The organism is Trueperaceae bacterium (assembly GCA_036381595.1).
Lineage (GTDB): Bacteria > Deinococcota > Deinococci > Deinococcales > Trueperaceae > DASVCN01.
The window spans coordinates 40,293-55,959 of the sequence record DASVCN010000035.1 but is presented as its reverse complement, the minus strand read 5'-3'; the positions used below and the strand labels follow the sequence as shown (position 1 = coordinate 55,959).

General features: G+C 66.0%; 18 protein-coding genes. 14 read left to right on the top strand and 4 right to left on the bottom strand.

Features of this window, described 5'->3' with window-relative positions:
- The first annotated feature begins 142 nt into the window (after nucleotides 1-142).
- Together VF168_12630 and VF168_12625 are read left to right on the top strand one after the other, a co-directional pair.
- Nucleotides 143-2,239 carry a heavy metal translocating P-type ATPase gene (locus tag VF168_12630; protein ID HEX7005023.1) on the top strand — a complete coding sequence of 699 codons (2,097 nt, stop codon included), beginning with the start codon at nucleotides 143-145 and terminating at the stop codon, nucleotides 2,237-2,239.
- A gap of 133 nt (nucleotides 2,240-2,372) precedes the next feature.
- The gene (locus VF168_12625; protein HEX7005022.1) at nucleotides 2,373-3,203 is read left to right on the top strand and encodes a hypothetical protein; all 831 of its coding nucleotides are present in this window, start codon (nucleotides 2,373-2,375) and stop codon (nucleotides 3,201-3,203) included.
- Between the two features lie 40 nt (nucleotides 3,204-3,243).
- Here VF168_12625 and VF168_12620 read toward each other — a convergent pair whose 3' ends face one another.
- Nucleotides 3,244-4,671 carry an HD-GYP domain-containing protein gene (locus tag VF168_12620; GenBank protein ID HEX7005021.1) on the bottom strand — a complete coding sequence of 476 codons (1,428 nt, stop codon included), beginning with the start codon at nucleotides 4,669-4,671 and terminating at the stop codon, nucleotides 3,244-3,246.
- A gap of 41 nt (nucleotides 4,672-4,712) precedes the next feature.
- Here VF168_12620 and VF168_12615 point away from each other — a divergent pair, with 41 nt between their 5' ends.
- Nucleotides 4,713-5,654, top strand: coding sequence for an ABC transporter ATP-binding protein (locus VF168_12615; protein ID HEX7005020.1), 942 nt, complete (start codon nucleotides 4,713-4,715; stop codon nucleotides 5,652-5,654).
- Nucleotides 5,651-6,466 (top strand): ABC transporter permease subunit, encoded by an 816-nt coding sequence (locus VF168_12610; protein HEX7005019.1) that lies wholly within the window; start codon nucleotides 5,651-5,653, stop codon nucleotides 6,464-6,466. The genes VF168_12615 and VF168_12610 overlap by 4 nt, the downstream gene beginning before the upstream one ends.
- Here VF168_12610 and VF168_12605 read toward each other — a convergent pair.
- Complete coding sequence (locus tag VF168_12605; GenBank protein HEX7005018.1) at nucleotides 6,463-7,335, bottom strand: alpha/beta hydrolase; 873 nt, start codon at nucleotides 7,333-7,335, stop codon at nucleotides 6,463-6,465. The two genes, VF168_12610 and VF168_12605, sit on opposite strands and share 4 nt — an antisense overlap.
- The gene (locus VF168_12600) at nucleotides 7,332-7,667 is read right to left on the bottom strand and encodes a YrdB family protein (GenBank protein ID HEX7005017.1); all 336 of its coding nucleotides are present in this window, start codon (nucleotides 7,665-7,667) and stop codon (nucleotides 7,332-7,334) included. The genes VF168_12605 and VF168_12600 overlap by 4 nt, the downstream gene beginning before the upstream one ends.
- An 86-nt stretch (nucleotides 7,668-7,753) precedes the next feature.
- On the opposite strand from VF168_12600, the gene VF168_12595 reads away from it, so the two are divergent.
- The 10 genes from VF168_12595 (at nucleotide 7,754) to VF168_12550 (ending at nucleotide 15,122) form a co-directional block, all read left to right on the top strand.
- A complete protein-coding gene (locus tag VF168_12595; protein HEX7005016.1) occupies nucleotides 7,754-8,146 on the top strand; it encodes a hypothetical protein in 393 nt (130 codons plus the stop codon).
- A 2-nt stretch (nucleotides 8,147-8,148) separates the two neighbouring features.
- Nucleotides 8,149-8,349, top strand: a complete 201-nt coding sequence (locus VF168_12590; protein HEX7005015.1) for a helix-turn-helix transcriptional regulator — start codon at nucleotides 8,149-8,151, stop codon at nucleotides 8,347-8,349.
- Between the two features lie 130 nt (nucleotides 8,350-8,479).
- Complete coding sequence (locus VF168_12585; GenBank protein ID HEX7005014.1) at nucleotides 8,480-9,124, top strand: TetR/AcrR family transcriptional regulator; 645 nt, start codon at nucleotides 8,480-8,482, stop codon at nucleotides 9,122-9,124.
- A 65-nt stretch (nucleotides 9,125-9,189) separates the two neighbouring features.
- On the top strand, nucleotides 9,190-10,185 hold the full coding sequence (locus VF168_12580; GenBank protein HEX7005013.1) for a hypothetical protein: 996 nt from the start codon (nucleotides 9,190-9,192) through the stop codon (nucleotides 10,183-10,185).
- Between the two features lie 112 nt (nucleotides 10,186-10,297).
- The gene (locus tag VF168_12575; protein HEX7005012.1) at nucleotides 10,298-10,687 is read left to right on the top strand and encodes a YkvA family protein; all 390 of its coding nucleotides are present in this window, start codon (nucleotides 10,298-10,300) and stop codon (nucleotides 10,685-10,687) included.
- 337 nt (nucleotides 10,688-11,024) lie between these two features.
- Complete coding sequence (locus VF168_12570) at nucleotides 11,025-12,476, top strand: cbb3-type cytochrome c oxidase subunit I (protein HEX7005011.1); 1,452 nt, start codon at nucleotides 11,025-11,027, stop codon at nucleotides 12,474-12,476.
- Nucleotides 12,473-13,093, top strand: a complete 621-nt coding sequence (locus VF168_12565) for a cbb3-type cytochrome c oxidase subunit II (GenBank protein HEX7005010.1) — start codon at nucleotides 12,473-12,475, stop codon at nucleotides 13,091-13,093. Before VF168_12570 ends, VF168_12565 begins: the two co-directional genes overlap by 4 nt.
- Nucleotides 13,093-13,320, top strand: a complete 228-nt coding sequence (locus VF168_12560) for a hypothetical protein (protein HEX7005009.1) — start codon at nucleotides 13,093-13,095, stop codon at nucleotides 13,318-13,320. Before VF168_12565 ends, VF168_12560 begins: the two co-directional genes overlap by 1 nt.
- 6 nt (nucleotides 13,321-13,326) lie before the next feature.
- Nucleotides 13,327-14,301: a cytochrome c gene (locus VF168_12555; GenBank protein HEX7005008.1), complete on the top strand. Its 975-nt coding sequence runs from the start codon at nucleotides 13,327-13,329 to the stop codon at nucleotides 14,299-14,301.
- Between the two features lie 83 nt (nucleotides 14,302-14,384).
- Nucleotides 14,385-15,122 carry a DNA alkylation repair protein gene (locus tag VF168_12550; protein HEX7005007.1) on the top strand — a complete coding sequence of 246 codons (738 nt, stop codon included), beginning with the start codon at nucleotides 14,385-14,387 and terminating at the stop codon, nucleotides 15,120-15,122.
- On the opposite strand, the gene VF168_12545 is transcribed toward VF168_12550, so the two are convergent.
- Entirely contained in the window at nucleotides 15,119-15,664 is a 546-nt protein-coding gene (locus VF168_12545; GenBank protein HEX7005006.1) for a YIP1 family protein, read from the bottom strand. The genes VF168_12550 and VF168_12545 overlap by 4 nt on opposite strands.
- Nucleotides 15,665-15,667: the final 3 nt, after the last annotated feature.

Here is a 15,667-nt window from a genome sequence, read left to right as displayed (position 1 = left end):
CGCTAGGTCGAAGATCCGGACTCGTCGCGTCGTAAAGGCCGACGTTGACAGCCGTCGGCCGGGCGGTGATAATCGCTGGTGCCACCCCAGGTGGGGTGGGTGGGATTCCCGGCCGGAAGGCGGAGAGGCAGTCGAGCTGCAGATGGCACATCACGACCACACGCACCACGGTGCGCACGCCGGCCACGACGAACGGGGCGGCCAAAGCGCCCACAGTGGCCACGGCGGCCATGGCGAATACGCGGGGCACGACGGAGAGGGCCGCCACAGCGAGCACTCTGGCCACGACAAGCACGCCGGGCACAGCCCCGAGATGTTCCGCCGGCGCTTCTGGCTGAGCCTGCTGCTGGCCCTGCCGATCCTCTACTTCGACCCCCACCTGCAAGGGTGGTTCGGCTTCTCCGCCCCCGACCTCCCTTGGGTACAGCCGCTCCTGGGAACGGCGCTCTTCGTCTACGGAGGTGGCGTGTTCATCCGCGGTGCCATCGCCGAGCTCTCCGCGAGGAAGCCTGGGATGATGACGCTGATAGGCCTGGCCATAACCGTCGCCTTCGCCTACAGCCTCGCGGTGAGCCTGGGACTCGAGGGGATGGCGCTCTACTGGGAGCTCGCCACCCTCGTTCTGGTGATGCTGCTCGGTCACTGGATCGAGATGGCGTCGGTGCGGGGTGCCAGCAGAGCGCTCGAGCACCTCGCCTCGCTGGTGCCAGACACCGCCCACCGGCTCACGGAGGGGCGGACAGCCGATGTGCCGGTGGCCGACCTGCACACGGGCGACCTGATCCTGGTTCGTCCCGGCGAGCAGGTACCCGCCGACGGCAGGGTGACCGAGGGGCGCTCGAGCGTCAACGAGGCGTTCCTCACCGGTGAATCGAGGCCAGACAGGAAGGAGCCGGGCGACGAGGTCGTCGCCGGCTCCGTGAACGGCGAGGGGGCGCTCACGGTCGAAGTAACGCGAACCGGCGATCGCACAACCCTCAACCAGATCCAGCGTCTCGTCGCCGACGCCCAGACCTCGCGCAGCCGCTTCCAGGGCCTGGCCGACCGCGCCGCCGCCTGGCTCACCTACATCGCCGTCGCGGCAGGCACGGTCACCCTCATCGCCTGGCTGGTAGCCGGCTTCGACGTCGGCTTCGCACTCACCCGCACCGTCACGGTACTGGTGATGGCGTGCCCTCACGCCCTCGGCCTCGCCATCCCTCTGGTGATCGTGAACGCGACTTCGATGTCGGCGAGCAACGGCATCCTGGTGCGCAACCGCGAAGCGTTCGAGCGGGCGCGCGACCTGAAGGTGGTCGCCTTCGACAAGACCGGCACCCTCACCGAAGGCGCCTTCGGCATGCGCGAGATCTACACGGCATCGCTGGACGAGTCGGAAGCGCTGCGCGTGGCGGCAGCACTGGAAGCGCGGAGCGAGCACCCGTTGGGGAGAGCCCTCGTCGAGGCAGCGGAGGAGAGGGGACTGCAGGCGCCCGCGGTGACGGATTTCGAGGTGGAAGCGGGCAGCGGCGTGAGCGGAAAGGTGGCGGGCCACCGCTACCGGGTGGGCCGGCCGGAGTGGGCGAAGGAGTCCGGCCTGGAACTCCCGAGCGCATTGCGGCCTAGATTGACAGAGGCAGAAGGACGTGGCGAGAGCGTCATCGCTCTCTTCGACGAGAAGAGCGTCCTGGCCCTCTTCCCCTTGGCGGACAAGGTCCGGCCGAGTGCCAAGGAGGCGGTCGAGCGGCTTCGTGCGCTGCGGATCGAGCCGGTCATGATCACCGGCGACGCCGAGGCGGTCGCCGCGACGGTGGCGAAGGACCTGGGCATAGATCGTTACTACGCGAGGGTGATGCCGGGCGACAAGGCGCGGCTGGTGGCACAGCTGGCTCGCAGCGGACCGGTGGCCTTCGTCGGCGACGGCATCAACGACGCCCCGGCGCTGCTCGAGGCGAACCTGGGCATAGCTATCGGAGCAGGTACCGATGTAGCCATCGAATCGGCCGACCTGGTGCTCATCGAAAACGACCCTCTCGACGTGGTCAGGGCACTCACGCTCTCCAGGGCCTCCTACCGGAAGATGGTCCAGAACCTCTTTTGGGCGACCGGCTACAACGCCCTGGCACTGCCTCTCGCCGCTGGCGCCGCCTACGCCTGGGGGCTGCTCCTCTCCCCCGCCGTGGGCGCGATATTCATGAGCGCCTCGACGGTGATCGTCGCCCTCAACGCGGTGCTGCTCCGAAGGCAGCGGGTGACGTGATTCTGAAGACGACCTTCACCTTCCCCAACTCCGCCGCACGGCGCAGTGGACCTATACTCGGACGCAACGACTGGGCGATTCCAGGGAAACGAGGAACGAAGTGAAGTCGGCGGCCAGGCGAGCATTCGCGGCAGTGACCCTCCTCCTACTGGCGTTGACGCCATCGGCCCAAGCGCAGGACGACGAAGACGCCGCGCTCGCCCTCGCCCGAAGGCTTCTGGGCCCGTGGGGCGACGGGGGCGGGCTGCGCGTAGAGCTCACCCCGCGCGGTCTACCGGAAGGCATCCCCGTCGAACTGCCTCTTCCCGACGAGCTCGACCTGCTGGGCAGCCTCGCCAACTACGGTGCGGACGGCGAACTCGTGCACACCCAGATTGTCCTCGACAGCCCGCTGCCGCCCGACGACACCCTGGCTCTGCTCGAGCAGTCGTTCAACCGGGCTGGTTGGAGCGTCCAGCAACAGGGCCAACCGGTGGGCTTCACGCCCGTGAACGCTCACGTTTCCGCTCTCTACTGCGCCCCGGAGGACCTGGCCTTCATCCACATGAACTCGTTCGGAACGGCAGAGGGGTTCACCGACGTCCGGCTCGAGCTGAACACCCAGGTCGTCTACAGCCCCTGCTCGGGTGAGCAGCGGATCGACCAGCCGCTCGACATCCCGCTGCCGAAGCTGGCGGCCCCGCCGGGCAGCGAGATCACCCTTCACGGCGGAACCTACCTGGAGGAACAGGCCTCTTCGAGCGCGGTCGTGTTCACCGACATGTCCGCCGACGAACTCCAGCGCCACTTCGAGGAGCAGCTCGAGCGAGCGGGCTGGCTTCGCGCCCCAGGCGGACAGTCCGGCGCGAGCGTGTGGACCCGCCTCGAAGAGGAACGTCGCTGGCGCGCCGTGCTCTCGGTCATCGACCTGGGCGGCGCGAGGCCCCAGTTCTACGCCGCGTTCGTGATGGTTCCCGCCCTCTGACGATCCCTTGCGCCTCCCCGCTCGGGCACCAGCCAGTTCGCTACTCTGCCCCTTGGACGCCTAACATCCCCTTGAGCGGCTGGGCCTCGCGGCCCGCTTCGAGCTGGCTACCGGAGTTCATATCGAGCCAGGCGCGCGCCAGTTCGGGGTCGAAGGAGCGCCCAGCTTCTCGGCTTATGTGCTGTCGAGCGGCCTCGGGACTCCAGGCATCGCGGTAGGAGCGATCCGACGTCAGAGCGTCGTACACGTCGGCGATCGAGAGCACCCGAGCGAGCTTCGGGATCTCCTCGCCACTCAGACCGTCGGGATAGCCGCTGCCGTCCCAACGCTCGTGGTGATGGCGGATGACCTCGAGTTCCCGGCGGTGCATCCCCAGCGCTTCGCCTATTCGCGCCCCCACGTCGGGATGGCTCCTGATCAGATCGATCTCCTGCTCGAGCAGTGTTCCGGGCTTGTTGAGGACCGCGTCCGGCACCTCGATCTTGCCCACGTCGTGAACGACCGCGGCCTGTGCCAGCGCCCTCAGGTCCTCGGGGCCAAGGCCCGCGGCCCGGCCCAGCCTCACCGCGAACCCGGCGACTCTCTGCATGTGCCCTGCCGTATAGCGGTCTTTCGCCTCGGTGGCGACCACGAGCGCCCTGACCTCTGGCCTCAGTCCGTAGGCCAGCCGCCGCTCCGCATCGTCGGTGAGGAGCGAACCGAGTCCGATGGAGAGCGTGCCGGCTTGCAGCTGGCCAGCGACCGTGACCAGCATGGACACGACCGCTATCAGCAACAGTGCGTGGTAGATCCACCAGCTCAGCTGGAATACCACCCCCATGACCATGATCACCTGCGATACGGCGAGGAGGCCAACCAGGTAGAGCATCACCAGGTGCAGTGCCGAGCGTGACAACCTGTAGCCCTCTAGGAAGCGTGCTCCGGCGGCGAGCAGCAGCACGATCACCAGGGTAGTGACACCCCAGCGGAGCGGATCGTCATCGACCGGTATGAAGCGGGCCAGGTCGGGCCGAGCGAGTCCAACCGTAACGACGGTGACGAGGAAGAGAACCCAGACGAGGAGCGTCCGAACCATACCGGCGCCTTCGTCGTTCGGGCGGCGGTAGGCGGCGAGGTACATCCAGATCGCCAGCGACATCAACGAGAGCTCGGCGGCGACGCCCGTGACCTCGGACCGCCCGATCAGGAATCCCGGCGTCGCGAGGCCGTGGAGCGAGAAGAAGCCGGCCAGGCCGGCGAATCCGGCGCCGAGGTAGGCGACGCGAGCGTCCCCCGAGCGGGCCCCTGCGAAACCTACGAGTACCGCAAGGGCGAACGCCAGCAACGAGGTCCCGGAGACCAGCCAGAAGTGGAACTTAGGCGCGGCGAGCCGCGGGTCGAGGCCGGGCGACTCGTAGATCACCAGGAACAGCGCCAGCGCCACCAGTGAGGCGATGATAGGCCCCATCAGAGCGCGGAACGTCGGCACGAACCGGAGTATAGGGCGTGCGATACTCGGCTACTGTGGAGATGGTTATATCCCTCAGGAACCTCACGCGCGCCTTCGGCGACAACCTCGCACTCGACGCAGCCAGCTTCGAGGTAGCGGCCGGGGAGGTTTTCGGACTACTGGGGCACAACGGCGCCGGCAAGACCACCACCGTGCGACTGCTGAACGGCCTGCTCGAGCCGACCTCCGGAAGCGCCTCCGTCTTCGGCCTCGATCCCTCCCGGGACGGTACGCAGATAAGGCGCCGCACCGGCGTTTCGACGGAAACGCCGTCGGTAGACGACCGGATGACGGGACGAGACACCCTGCACTACTTCGCGGAGCTGTACGGGGTACCGAAGCGGGAGGTGGCCGGCCGGACGACCGCTCTTCTGGCAGGCTACGGCCTGATCGGGGCCGCTGATGACCGGGTCGGGAGCTACAGCAAGGGGATGAAACAGCGGCTGGCGCTCGCCCGGACTCTCATCCACGAGCCGGAACTGCTCTTCCTCGACGAGCCCACGAGCGGGCTCGATCCGGTCGCGACTAAGGGCGTGAACGAGCTGATCGGCCGACTGAGCCGCGAGGAGGGCCGGACCGTGCTTCTGTGCACCCACAACCTGGCGCAGGCGCAACAGCTGTGCCAACGGGTAGCGGTTCTCGAGAAGGGGCGGGTGGTGGCGTTGGGCGCTCCCCACGAACTGGCGCGCGACCTGGGCATGCGGCGGTCGATCGAGCTGCAGCTGGGCGATGGCGAACTCGGCAGGGCGCTCACCCTCCTGCGCTCCCGCCCTGAGTTCGGCACCGCGACAGGCACTGGCGGCACCTTGCAGGTGACGACCGTGGAGCGCGAACTGATCCCCGAGCTGGTGAGGCTCCTGGCCGCCGAGGGCCTCCACATCTACAGCGTCGAGACGTCGGAGCCCTCACTCGAGGACGTCTACTTCGAACTCTACGACCGGCAGAGCGGAGCCACGGCGTGAACTGGCGAGCCGTCCGGGCGATCATCCGCAAGGACCTGTCGGTCGTGCGGCAGAGCAGGGCGATAATGCTGCCCCTTGTGATCGTGCCGATCGTCGTTCTCGTGGCGCTGCCGGCACTGGCCTCGTTCGCACCCAACCTCGTAAACCTGCCGGGCGCCGGAAACGACCTGTCGCAGCTGCTCGAGGCGATGCCCGCGGGGCTGCAGGCGGTGATGGAAGGCCGGAACGAGGAGCAGCGGCTGCTGCTGATGTTGCTGGTCTACATCTTCGCACCGCTCTACCTGATCGTTCCGATAATGGTCGCCAACGTCATCGCCGCCGACTCGTTCGCGGGCGAGAAGGAGCGCAAGACCCTGGAGGCGCTTCTCTACACGCCCACCAGCGACCGGGAACTGGTAACGGCGAAGCTGATGGCGCCCTGGCTCGCCGCGGTAGCCGTGGCGCTCCTCGGCTTCGTTGCCTACTCGCTGGTCGTCAACATCACCAACTACCGCACGATGGGCGGCATCTTCTTCCCCAACCTGATGTGGCTGGTACTGGCTCTCTGGGTAGCGCCGGCCGTCGCCGCCTTCGGACTGGCTGGTGGAGTGCTCGTCTCGGCCCGCGTGAACACGGTGCAGGAGGCGTACCAGCTGGGTGGGGTGGTGGTGCTTCCGATAGTCCTGCTGATGGTCAGTCAGGCCGTAGGCGTCATCTACTTCAGTATCGGTCTGGTGCTGCTGCTGGGACTGCTGATCTGGGCGATCGCCCTGGCGCTGCTCTGGTACGGGGTCCGTACGTTGCGGCGGGAACGCCTGGTCGCTCGGATCTAGGTCCTCGCGAGCAACGATTCGATGATGCTGCGGCCGTGCCTCACCATTATCGAAAGGTGGCCTTCGCCGGTGAGGAGGGAGAGTTCGCTGTCGTCGATCTTCTCGCTGTACCACTCACCCACTTGCGGCGGCACGTTACGGTCCTCGCTCCCGTACCAGAGCAGCACCGGCGCCCCGATCTCCTCCAGAGGCAACCGCCACGGGCCAAACATCGAGGCGCCGTCCTGCTGAGCTCCCGCCGGGCCCTGGCGGAGCGCCTCTTGCACCATGCGGAGGAAGACCCGCTTCATCTCCGGCTCTTCCATCACCTCCCGGTCGCAGCGCGGCAGTATCGACGATGCCTGGCGCACGAAGAGATCAGGCGCGGCGAACGAGGCGAACCTCATGAGCCGCAGCAGGCCGCGAGCCACCGCGGGACGCCTCGCGCACAGCTCGAGGAAACGCTCCGAATCGGCGTTGGTGCCCTCGACCTCGTTGCCGTAGTCGAGCGGCGAGCCGGCGACTAGACCGATCGCCTTCACGCGTTGGGGGATGTGAGCGGCGCAGCTGAGGGCGTAAGGCCCCCCGCCGGAGTGTGCCAGCAGGGTGACTCGCTCGAGCCCCAGTTCATCCAGCAGCAACTCCATGTCTTCGGCCCAGTCGGCCGTGGTGCGATCCGCCTGCGGAGAACTCCCTCCGATGCCGGGCCGGTCGGGGCAGATCACCCTTAGCTGGCGCTCGCGAATAACCTCGTCCGCATCGAAGAAGCGGAAGTTGATTCGGCTGGCAGGGGTGCCGTGGAAGAAGAGAAACGGCTCGCCACGTTCGCTGCCCAGATCGTCGAAACCGATCGTGTGGCCGTTGGGAAGGAGCGACTGCCTGAAGTTCACGGCCGCCACAGCACGACCAGAGAGGTATTGAGGAGGATTACCAGTGCGAAAACGAGAGCCAGGGAGTGCTCGCCGCTGGCAGCGAGAGCGAGCGCTCCAGCGAGCATGATCAGCAGCCCGATGCCGTATCGAAGTGGTTCCGCGAGCCGCGCCCGGGACCTGGGCGCGACGAAGAGGCCCCACAGAAGAGCGGCGAGGAGGGGCGCGCCCAGACCTAGCGCGAAGCGCTGCAGCGCTCCAGCGCCGACGCCGAAACCCCAGTAGCCGAGGGCCACCAGCGTCGCCAGTTCGAGGAGGAAGCGGACGGCGAGGTTGGCGTCTTTCAGGCTCACGCACACAGCATACCTTGACAAGTACGCTTGACATTCGGTTAAGTCTCCTTTACTATCCGTAAAGCACGCCAGATAAGGAGATCCCGATGTCGACGGATGCCAGAAAACAGAGCGGTTGGCGGACTTTCGCGATAGGCATGGCCCTCTACGCGGCCCTGGTCGTGGCTCAGGGGCTCTACCTCGAGCCAGCCTCCCTCCCCATCGCCCTGATGGTGCCGCTGGCCCTCCTGCCGATGGTGCCCGCCGTGTGGGCCATGACCGGGTGGCTCGAAGCTGTCCGGGCGATGGACGAACTCCAGCGTCGCCTCCACAGCGAAGCCGGACTCATCTCGCTCGGACTTACGGCCGTGCTCACCTTCAGCTACGGCTTCCTGGAGGTCTATCTGGGCCTCCCGCGCATGAGCATGTTCGTGGTCTGGATGATCATCGCGCCCGCCTTCTGCCTGGGTAACGTGATCGTGCGGCGCCGATTCCGCTGATCGTGGAGAACCGCTTGCGGGTTCTTCGCGCCGAACGGCGCTGGTCGCAGGCCCAGCTGGCGGAACGACTAGGGGTGTCGCGGCAGACCGTGCTCGCAATCGAGACCGGCAAGTACGACCCCAGCTTGCCCCTGGCCTTCCGCATAGCGCGACTCTTCGAACAGCCGATCGAGGCGATCTTCGACGACGGTCAAAAGGCCTGAAACGGCAAGCGACGAACCTCCGGGGGCTTCGTAGGATCTACACCTGCCCGGAAGGTCTCGACGTCGATAGAGCCGGTTGCGCCGTCGATCGCTGTTGACAAGCTTAACGGTGTTAAGTACAGTAACGGGCGTGAGGCCTGAGGCCACTACTCGCGAGGAACGGATCCGCCAGCGCAGCGCCGAACGGCGCTCGGTGCAGCGGGCAGAGCGGCGCCGGTCGATCCTGGATGCCGCCGCCACTCTCTTCCTCGAACATGGCTACGAGCGATTCTCGCTTAGGCAGGTGGCCGAGGAGATCGGTTACTCGCCTACGACCATCTACCTCTACTTCAGCGACAAGGACGATCTCCTCTTCCACGTGGCGATGGACGGCTTCGGCCGCTTCGGGGAGGAGTTGCAGGAGGCCTGCGACGGCGCCTCGGAACCACTGGAGAAGCTAGCCGCCATCGGCGAGGCCTATGTCGAGTTCGGCCTCACCAACCCGGTGCACTACCGGTTGATGTTCATGCAGCGCGGCGAGTTCCTGGAGCGTGAGCCGCCAGAGGGTTACGAGTCGGTCATCGACTCCTTCGGCATCCTGACCAGAACCGTGGAGGAGTGCCTCGAGGCGGGTGTGATCGAGGACGGCGACACGCTCGCATACGCCGCGATGATCTGGGCCGCTGTCCACGGCGTCGTCGCTCTGGCGATCGCCACCCCCTACTTGGAATACGAGCGGGCGCTGGCGGTTCACCGGCTGACCGCCCGATCACTGATCCACGGGATCAGGAGCTAGCAGGCCGGTTCTCGCTACCGGCCGTCCCGTCGAATTCCATGAGATCCCCAGCAGGAGGAGCAGAAGTGGCAACATCGATTCTCGGCCCTCGCGATCCCCTCGGGCGCGTCGACATTGTCGGCGCCATCCGCTCGCTCTGGCGGGTACATGCACCGCTGACGTTGACCGGTCTCCTCATGGGCGTGCTGACACTCTTCTTCATCGCCGGCATCTTCGTCGACGGGCGAGTCATCACCGGCGCGCCGGCATGGTTGAAACCCACCAAGTTCGGAATCTCGATCACGCTCTACACCCTCACACTCACCTGGATGTTGGGGTTCGTCGACAGGTCGAGCAAGTGGAAGCGTCGGGCGGCCGCCGCTGTCGCCTGGGTCGCCGTCGTGACTTTCGCCATCGAGATGACGGCCATCGTCACGCAGGTCGTAAGAGGCACCACCAGTCACTTCAATGCTGCCACCCCGTTCGACGCCACCGTCGTCGCCACGATGGGCATCACCATCCTCGTACTCTGGGTCGCCAACTTCGTAACCGCCATCCTGCTCCTTGCACAGCGCTTCGAATCGCGCACCTTCGGTTGGGGGCTGCGACTGGGCCTGCTGCTGACGATCGTCGGCATGGGTCTCGGTTTCCTGATGACCGATCCGACGGCCCAGCAACTGGCATCGTGGCAGGGCGGAGAACCGATCACCGTCATCGGCGCGCACAGCGTGGGGGTACCCGACGGTGGCGAGGGGATGCCCGTTACCGGCTGGAGTACAGAAGGCGGCGATCTGCGGATCGGACATTTCGTGGGGATGCACGCCCTGCAGGTGGTCCCGTTCGTTGGCTGGTTCCTGAGCCGCCGGCGGCGACTGAGCCCGGCGCGCAGCGTGCCGCTCACCTGGATTTTCGCGGCCGCGTACGCCGCCATCATGCTTCTGCTCACCTGGCAGGCGTTGCGCGCCCAGCCACTCGTCGCGCCCGATGCTGTCACGGCGGGTGCGTTCCTCAGCATCGTACTGCTGGCAGGTTCTGCCTCCTTGATCGCGCTTCGTCCCCGCCTGCGCAGGCAGGCCGGTTGAGGCGATCGCGATCTCCGGAGGCAGCCGGGGCTGCCTGCGAACCCGGGCGCGACCAGTAAGATTCCGTTGCGGGCAGGGGAGCGCCTCGGATCCATGCCGCGATGGGAGACGCGTGGACGACGAACGGAAGAACGAACTCGAGTTGGCGCGCAAGTACGCCAACGCTGACGACTACGACGAGCCCAGATTCTGGCGTACCGTTGGCCGGCAGGCGGCCAAGTGGGGTTCGGGCCTGCTGCTCCAGGTCCTCACCCTCTACTACTGCATGGTCGACCCGAAGACTCCTGCCAAGAGCAAGGCGGTGATCGCCGGGGCACTCGCCTATACCATCCTCCCTACCGACCTGATACCCGACTTCCTGCCGGCGGTGGGCTGGGGTGACGACGCGGCGATGATCGCGTGGGCCGGGTTCGAGGTGCTGAAGAGCATCGATGAGACCCACCGAGAGAAGGCGCGGCAGAAGGCCAGGTCCTTGCTGGGGACCGGGCCGTCGCCCAACTGAGGACCCGGCGCACGGGAGTCATCGTTAGGGGACCTCGCCGGCCGCTGTAGAGCTACAGCCTCCGATCACTGCCGTATCGCTGCTGCGGGCGCAGCGGCCGGGCGGCCTGGGGCTCGATGAGGCCGGGCCGAACGCTACTAGTCCCGGACCATCATGTCCGACTTTTCAGCCGCTGCTACTTGTGACCCACTTCATACGCCCCTCTTGGGGCAATAGTCCCTAGCTCGGAAGGGGTCCGACTCTTATATTCAGACGTAGTTGTCTGAGTATCAGGAGGACGAATGAATTCCATATCCACCCGGCCCGGCTGCCCCGGCTCCACTGCGAGGCTCGCCTGATGGCCGGATTGGCCCCCACCATCTCGAACATCCGTCCACTGGCGGTGCCCAAGGCACGTGTCACCGGCGCTCCCGACCGCGATACCGCCTCGACGAGACTGATCTTCACCTACCTGGCGTTCGCGACACTCTGGCTCGTAGTGGGGACGCTCGTGGGCGAATACCTGGGCATAAAGTTCTCCAGCCCCGACATCGACCACATCCCGTGGCTCTCCTACGGTCGGTTGCGGCCCGTCCACACGAATACCGTCTTCTGGGGCTGGTCGACGCTGGCGATGATCGCGTTGGCGCTCTACGTAGTACCCAGAACGAGCCAGAGGCGGCTCTTCAGCTACAGGCTCGCCTGGGTGAGCTTGGCACTCATCAACATCGCCGTCCTGGCAGGCGACATCTGCCTCATGGCCGGCATCAACAACGGCGGCCAGGAGTACCGCGAGTACATCTGGCCAGTGCAGGCGATATTCGCGGTCGGCGCTATTCTCACCGCCTACAACCTGATCCGCACCATCGCCGACCGCGGCGTAGAGGAGATCTACATCTCCAACTGGTACATCATCGCCGCGTTCCTCTGGACGATCGCCCTCCTGGTGATCGCCTACCTGCCCTTCTATCAGCAGAACGCCATAAGCGAGACCGTTATCCAGGGCTTCTACATGCACATGGGCGTGGGGATGTGGTTCACGCCGATGGTCCTGGGACTAACCTACTACTTCCTACCCAAGCTCCTGAACAAGCCGATCTACTCCTACTCGTTGGGGGTGCTGGCGTTCTGGACCCAGATGCTCTTCTACACGATGATCGGCGCCCACCACTTCATCTTCGCCCCGGTCCCCTGGTGGCTGCAGACGGTAGCCATCATCTTCAGCATCGGTATGGTCGTGACTTTGGCGGCCGGGACCGGCAACTTCCTGCTGACGATGAAGGGCAGTGGCCGCACCATCGCCCGCAGCTACAGCCTGCCGTTCATCCTGGCCGGGGTTCTGGCCTACTTCCTCTGGTCGTTCCAGGGTTCGCTCGAAGCGATCCGCTCGCTCAACCACGTCTGGCACTTCACCAACTTCACCGTCGCCCACTCTCACCTCACCATGTACGGCTTCGTGGTCTTCCTCATCTGGGGTGGCGTCTACGGGCTGCTTCCGCGACTGACCGGACGTGAACCGCCGCAACTGCTCGTTGGCGTCCACTTTTGGTTCGCGCTCGTGGGCCTGATGCTCTACAGCGTGGCGCTCATGATCGGCGGCACCATGCAGGGCCTCAGCTGGATCGCGGAGGCGCCCTTCATAGAGTCGGTCCAGCTAATGGTCCCCTTCTGGCTGTGGCGCGCCGTGGGCGGGAGCCTGATGTTCATATCGCACCTGGTGTTCGCCTTCAACCTCTGGTCGATGCGCCCCGCCAGGGACACTTCCCCGGCGCCATCGGCGTCAGCGACGGGAGCGGAAGTGCCAGCATGAACTTCCACAAGAACCACATCCTCCTCTTCTCCGTCATCCTCTTCGGCTTCGTCACCCTCGCCTCCGTGATCGCCATCGGCCCGGCGGTCTGGGTCCAGAACAACACCCATCCGCTCCCAGGGGCCACGCCCATGACCGAACTCGAGCGGGAGGGCCTGGCGGTCTACGTGTCCGAAGGCTGCGTGGCGTGCCACACCCAGCAGGTACGTCCGATCGCGATGGACGCCCAATGGGGCCGCCCCTCTGCCCCGGGCGACTACGCCGATGTGGCTCCGGCCGGCGCACTGAGACCGTACGCCCCGGCGGTACTCGGCAGCTCCCGCACCGGTCCCGACCTAAGTAACGTGGGCGCCCGTCAGCCGAGCGAGACCTGGCAGTACCTGCACCTGTACAACCCGCGGATAGTCGTCCCCGAGTCGGTGATGCCAGCCTACCCGTGGCTGTTCGAAGTGGTGGAGGAAGCCACGGCAGATGACGGGGTGGTCCCGGTTCCAGCAGAGAGGGTACCCGCAGGCAGCAAGATCGTCGCCACGGACGAAGCAAGGGCCCTCGTCGCCTACCTCCTCTCACTCGAACAGGTGCCCCTAAAGGGCGCCACCCACGGGGAGGTACGGTGATGGCCGGAGCCGATCTCCTGCTCATGCTCGCCGCCCAGGCCGCCGACTTCTCGACCTCCACCCAGGGTCACGGCGCCCCGACCGCCAAGCCGCTCGACTTCGCGATCACCAGCCTGGGAACGCTGGTCGTCCTGCTGGTGGTCGTCTACGCGCTGAAGTTCTTCGTCACGCCGAGGGAACGCAGCTCCGAACACATCAAGCGGCGGATCCTCCGGGAAGAGGGTTGAACGGCGATGGCTGAGGAGAGAAGAGAAGCCGAGGGCGAAGACCGCGACCGGATCGACATCTACCTCGACGGAGACAAGGAACCCCTGGTCAGCTACCGACCGCCGCTGCGTTTCGAACTAGATACCTCGCAGATGCAGGACGGTCCCCACCTTCTCCGAGTGGAGGCGTACGACTCGACCGGCACGAAGGGAGTCCGCGAGATCCCCTTCACGGTTCGCAACGGGCCCGGTATCGCCATCAGCGGCATTCGCGACAACGACGTACTGGAGGGTTCGATCCCCGTGCTGGTCAACTCGTACGGTGGCGCCGTCGAGCAGAACTGGGAACCCTCCAGGGCAGAGACTCCCGCTCCCGCACCCACCTGGGCCTGGGTGCTTCTGATCGTCTTCGTGGCCTTCTCCGGATTCTACGGAGTTCGGCAGTGGAAGCCGCCGACCAGCTTCGCAAGCACACCCACCTATGGGACGGTTGCTGCCAGCAGTGCGGTGACCCCGCAACCTGCCGGCGCCCCGGAGGGCCAGGCGGATGCTACCGGGACCCAGGCGAAGCCCGTCGAAGCCGCCGTCGCCGAATCGGTAGCGCAGAACGAGGGCCGAGCCCTCGCCGAGGAGCCTCCTCCGGCAGCCGACGCGGCAGGGGCAGCGACCCCGATTGCGTTCGACTCCGAACTGGGCGCCAGCGTCTACGGTTCCTACTGCTCGGCCTGCCACCAGTCGAACGGCAAGGGCTTGCCCGGCGTCTTCCCGCCCATGGCGGGCGACCCGGTGGTCACGGCCAGCGACCCGACCGAGCACATAAGCATCGTGCTGAACGGTCTTCAGGGCAAGACTATCGACGGCGTCGCCTACGCGTCGCCCATGCCGGCCTTCGGCGGGCAACTGAGCGACGAGCAGATCGCCGCCGTCATAAGTCACGAGCGGAGCAGCTGGGGAAACGACGCACCGCTGGTAACACCCGAGGCCGTGCGAGAGCTGCGCTGAGCGAACGACACCAACTGGAGCCGGAGGGACATATCAGACCCTCCGGCTTCTGTTCGTGCAGGGGAACGGGCGTAGACTCAGGCGTGAGCACCGCCGAGGTCGGCAAGCTGGTAGACCGGATCGCCGGATCGCTACGGGACGCCGGTACCTCCGAGCGGGCCGCTAGCGAGAAGCGTTACCTGAAGAGCTCCCTGGAGCATTACGGCGCTTCGGTACCGGCTATCGGCAAGGTCGCCAAGGGGGTAGTGAAGGAGCTGCCGGAGCTCGACCGCGATCAGCTCCTGGTCCTGGTGCTGGCTCTGTGGGAGCGTCCGGTACACGAACTGCGGATGGCGGCGGTCGAGCTCCTCTGTTACCGCGAGAAGTTGCTGGCAGCCGCCGACGTCCCACTGCTCGAAAGGATGCTTCGCGAAGCTCGCACCTGGGCGCTGGTCGACACGCTCGCGGTGAAGGTCGTTGGCCCTCTCGCGCGCCGCAACGGGGGCTTGGTGAGGGTGCTCGACAGCTGGGCAGAGGACGACGACTTCTGGCTCCGGCGCACCGTGCTGCTCTCCTTCCTGCTTCCGCTCCGCAGGGGGGATAGCGGCCCATTCGGGCCCTTCTCGGGCTACGCCGATCGGATGCTGGAGGAGCGAGAGTTCTTCATCCGCAAGGCTATCGGCTGGGTCCTGCGAGAGTACTCGAAGAAGCGGCCGGAGGAGGTGTTCGACTGGCTGCTCGCGCGGGTCGAGCGCATCTCCGGCCTGACCTTCCGCGAGGCCAGCAAGTATCTATCCGAGGAGCAGCGGGCCAAGCTCGGCCGCGTCCGCTCGAGGCCCTAGTTCAGGATGGCGGCGATTATCAGGTTCAGGACGAACGAAGCCAGGGCAGCTAGGATCAGCACCGTCCAAGTGGGTCCTCCGCCTTGGAGATTCATGCTCGACTGGACCGCCAGGTAGGCGAAGAACACGTTCACCACGAAAGCAGCGAGCAGAACGAGCGGGATGAGGACGATGCCGACGACGGTGATGGCGAGGATCAGGCTCACCACGCCCACCAGCACCGTCAGTGGTGCCCAGAAGAGAGCGAACGAGTAGGCGACCTCGTCGAGCGTCCCGCTGCCGCCGCGCCGACTACCTATCCAGTGGACCAGGTAGGTGAAGATCAGGAAGCCTAGAAGCGCGCTGATGATGTTGCGCAGGAAGCCGCCTACGCCCTCGGTCAGGCCAAATACGCCGGTGATGGCTGCGGCGATCGTCATATAGATGAGCGCGTCGGCCAGGTTGCCTCGCCCCTCGAAGCGCTCGAAGTTGGCGACGCTGGGACTGGTGAGAACCGTCCTGCTCTGGTTCAGCATCTCGGGGATCGACGAGTTCGCGGTCATAAG